Source organism: Calditrichota bacterium (genome assembly GCA_013152715.1).
Classification (GTDB): Bacteria; Zhuqueibacterota; Zhuqueibacteria; order Thermofontimicrobiales; family Thermofontimicrobiaceae; genus 4484-87.
Genome location: JAADFU010000155.1, coordinates 1 through 3,181, shown reverse-complemented (window position 1 = coordinate 3,181; position 3,181 = coordinate 1). Strand labels below are relative to the sequence as shown.

Annotated in this window: 5 protein-coding genes; all 5 read right to left on the bottom strand. The window is 42.9% G+C overall.

Annotated features, from left to right (window positions below):
• Positions 1–293: hypothetical protein (locus GXO74_12120; GenBank protein NOZ62414.1), on the bottom strand; the 293-nt coding region annotated here is incomplete at its 3' end.
• A gap of 277 nt (positions 294–570) precedes the next feature.
• Positions 571–846, bottom strand: a complete 276-nt coding sequence (locus tag GXO74_12115) for a type II toxin-antitoxin system RelE/ParE family toxin (GenBank protein NOZ62413.1) — start codon at positions 844–846, stop codon at positions 571–573.
• Positions 843–1,040 carry a hypothetical protein gene (locus GXO74_12110; protein NOZ62412.1) on the bottom strand — a complete coding sequence of 66 codons (198 nt, stop codon included), beginning with the start codon at positions 1,038–1,040 and terminating at the stop codon, positions 843–845. Before GXO74_12110 ends, GXO74_12115 begins: the two co-directional genes overlap by 4 nt.
• 85 nt (positions 1,041–1,125) lie before the next feature.
• Positions 1,126–2,688, bottom strand: a complete 1,563-nt coding sequence (locus tag GXO74_12105; GenBank protein NOZ62411.1) for a T9SS type A sorting domain-containing protein — start codon at positions 2,686–2,688, stop codon at positions 1,126–1,128.
• A gap of 18 nt (positions 2,689–2,706) precedes the next feature.
• A partial coding sequence (ggt, locus tag GXO74_12100) for a gamma-glutamyltransferase (GenBank protein NOZ62410.1) occupies positions 2,707–3,181 on the bottom strand: 475 nt, incomplete at its 5' end.

Sequence of the window (3,181 nt, the reverse complement as noted above, 5' to 3'; positions counted from 1 at the left end):
AATTTGAGCAAGCGAAATGCAGCTTCAAATCCGGCAATTTCATCCCCATGCGTGCCGCCCAAAATCAGCGCCGTGGGTCCCTCTTTTTCTCCTTGAAAACGAAATACTGGCGTCTGGTAAGGTGTGTCTTTCATCAGCACGCGATAAACGAACGAATCCGCAGACCAAAATTGCTCGTGAATCGTCCTCGCCTCTGGTGTTAAATAAGCGAAATTGTTCGCGGCGCAGGAGATGGTTAAAATGGAGAAGATGAAGTAAATGAATTTTCGCAAGTGATGGTGGGAATGGGTCATTGTGAGTTCTCCAAAGGATTTTTTGATTCACAGAAGTTGCATCAAGGACAAAAAATAATGGAAACTACGAAAAACACGAAGTCCATGAGGGAATAGTAATGATTCTTAACATTATTATTTAGGTAAGTTTTGTATTCTTTTTACTTCCTATGTGTTTTTATTTACTGTATGGTTATTTCTTTGTAGCTCCAAAAATATTTTTGATACAGCCTCAAAGGTGTTGTGTGTTTAGCGGGAGAAGCAAAATTTAAGACTAAACTGTTCTATTTTTAAGAAATTAATACACGCTTCCGCGATAATCAATATCATATACATAAATAACTCTTTGCTCTCTATCGATGCGGAAAATAACACGAATGGCTCCAATGCGCATTCTGTAGAAACCCTGCCATTCACCTTTGAGTTTCCGTATGTGTAATTCTTGAAATGGTATGAAGCCGGATTCTTCAATGGTTTGCAGCAGCATTTTAATCTTCAGCCGAATTTTTTCTTGCTCTCTCTTACCGGACTTTTCAATAAATTTGCGGGCACTGGAGCTAAATTTTATGTTCATTTTTTTACCCAGTCTGTCATGTCAACAAATTCAGATTCATTGAAAATTTTCGGCGTTGGCTGCTTTTGTAATATTTCATCCATTTCCTTTTTGCTGACATAAGGGATAAGAATTTCCATTATCGATAATCTTTCTTCCTGAATGACTTCCCGGATACTTTTTTTAATTAATGATGCTAATTGTTCATCATTCATTTTGTTTAATCCTTGATTTGGTTTTAAACTATTAGTCAAATAAAATGTAAAAAAAAAATGTTTTAAAGACAAGTGTTTTTTTGTGCTATTTACTCAAAACCAATTTCCTGACCACATTTTTCACCGGTTTCCCATTCATTGGTGCAAATTGCATTTGATAAAAATAAATTCCGCTGGCAACATCATTCGCATTCCAGCGAAGCTGATATTCGCCCACAGATTTTTGTTCGGACAGAAGCGTGGCGACACTTCTTCCCAGCACATCAGTAATTTTTACTGTCACAAACCCTGAACTTGACAATTGAAAAGCAATCGTAGTTGTTGCATTGAACGGGTTGGGATAATTTTGAAATAGTTGAAACTTGTTCGGAATATTTTTTTTGGTTTTTTCTGCCAGCACAGAAGTTGTCATGCCGGTGTAGAATTCATTCAATTTGCGAAAGGCATAATTTGCCAGCTCATCTTCCAGCGAAAGCAACGAATCTGTAGAGAAACCACTTTGCCGCCAGACGGAAATTTTATCTTCAAAAGCGATGAAAATCGAATCTTCCGCCGGAAATGTCTTTGTCCAGAGTCCGCCTCCCTGACCGTCGAGTAATTTGTAGGAGTCAATGTAATTGTCGTTGGGTGCGTAGTCAAAAAGCACGCTGCGAATATTGCGGGCGATGTCGCACAACGGAGCGGAATTGCTGCCTCTGGCAATATTTGGGGTTTGCCCGACAGGAAAATAGGGAACAGCCATGGAACCGGCTGGTTGCCCCAAAATGACCCACATCGTTGACAGGAAGGGAGACTCGCCGGGTAAAATTCCCTGAATGACGGCTGTGGAGACCGAAGTGGAGCGACAAATGCTCACTCCGGTGTAAATGTAGCCAAAAGGTCTGTCAGAGCGCCAGCGCGAAGGATAGGGCACAGGAACAGGTTGGCTGTCAAAGTCGGAAAAATCGCGCATTTGATAGCGAAGAATCGAACGATAATTCAAACTGTCGCCTTGATGAAATTCTGAAATGAGAGTCCTTTGCCTGCGATAGCGTTCGATGCTGTGAATTCCGTCATGAAGTCCGTTTTTAGCTTCGCCATTAAAAGCGAAATTTGTGCGCAGCACATAGCCCAGAGGCGCAACTGATTCATCGTTGGCATCGAATTTCCAGTATTCGTGACCTGCTGTCTCGAAAATGGCAGCGCCGCCGCTGGCGTCAATCACAGCGAAATTCGCCTGCGTCTTTCGTCCAGAAGAATTTGTAGCGATAAGCAAATCCTCGAAATCGGCAATGTTATCGCAAGTGCGCAAAGCTTCTTTCATGAAGCTGCCGTTTCCCATGCCTGAACTGGCTTTTTCCAGGTCTTCGGAAAGGGAGTTGACAATGGCAAATCCTTTCTCGTTGACGCCCATCCAGGGGAGCGTGCTTCCGGCTGTTATGACAGCGATGTATGCGTTAGGGTAGGAGTCGAAATAATAAACTTCGTTGTCAGGAGCAGATTTGTAGTCGCGCGTCTTCCAGACCAGCGGTCTGCCGTCTGCCGTGGCACGACCGGACGCCACGCCGATGGTGCATTCATCCAGATCATCAAAAATTTGCGCTGATAAAAATTGGAACGTGAACAGAAAAATCGCGATAGTAAGAATTAAGAATTTCTTCAATCTCATGGTTCAAATCTCTTTATTTTAATATCCAAGCGCCGCGCCCGATCTTCTCGGATCGGAACAGCCAATCCAGGTTTTATTTTCCTCGTCCCGCACAATCAATTGCACACCACCAAAATACATGTCCATTGGGCTCATGATTTCAATGGGATGACCCATTTTTTTGAGCGAATCGATGAGCGGTTTGGAAAAACTGCCTTCGACTGGCAGCGTGGTTGTCCATTTTCTGCTGCAAAATCTGGGCGCTAAATTTGCTTCAATCGGATTTTTTTGAAAATCAATCAAATTGCAAATGACTTCAACAAGCGTGGAAATAATCGTTCCCGAACCTGGAGAACCAATCACAATAGCAGGGTTTCCGTCGCGAAAAAGAATAGTGGGCGAAATTGTTGAACGCGGTTGTTTGTCCGATTCTGCCTGGTTGATCGGGCTCATGGGTGAAAAGCTGGTCATACCGTTGTTTAGCAAAAATCCGCAAACAGACAGACCGCAGCCC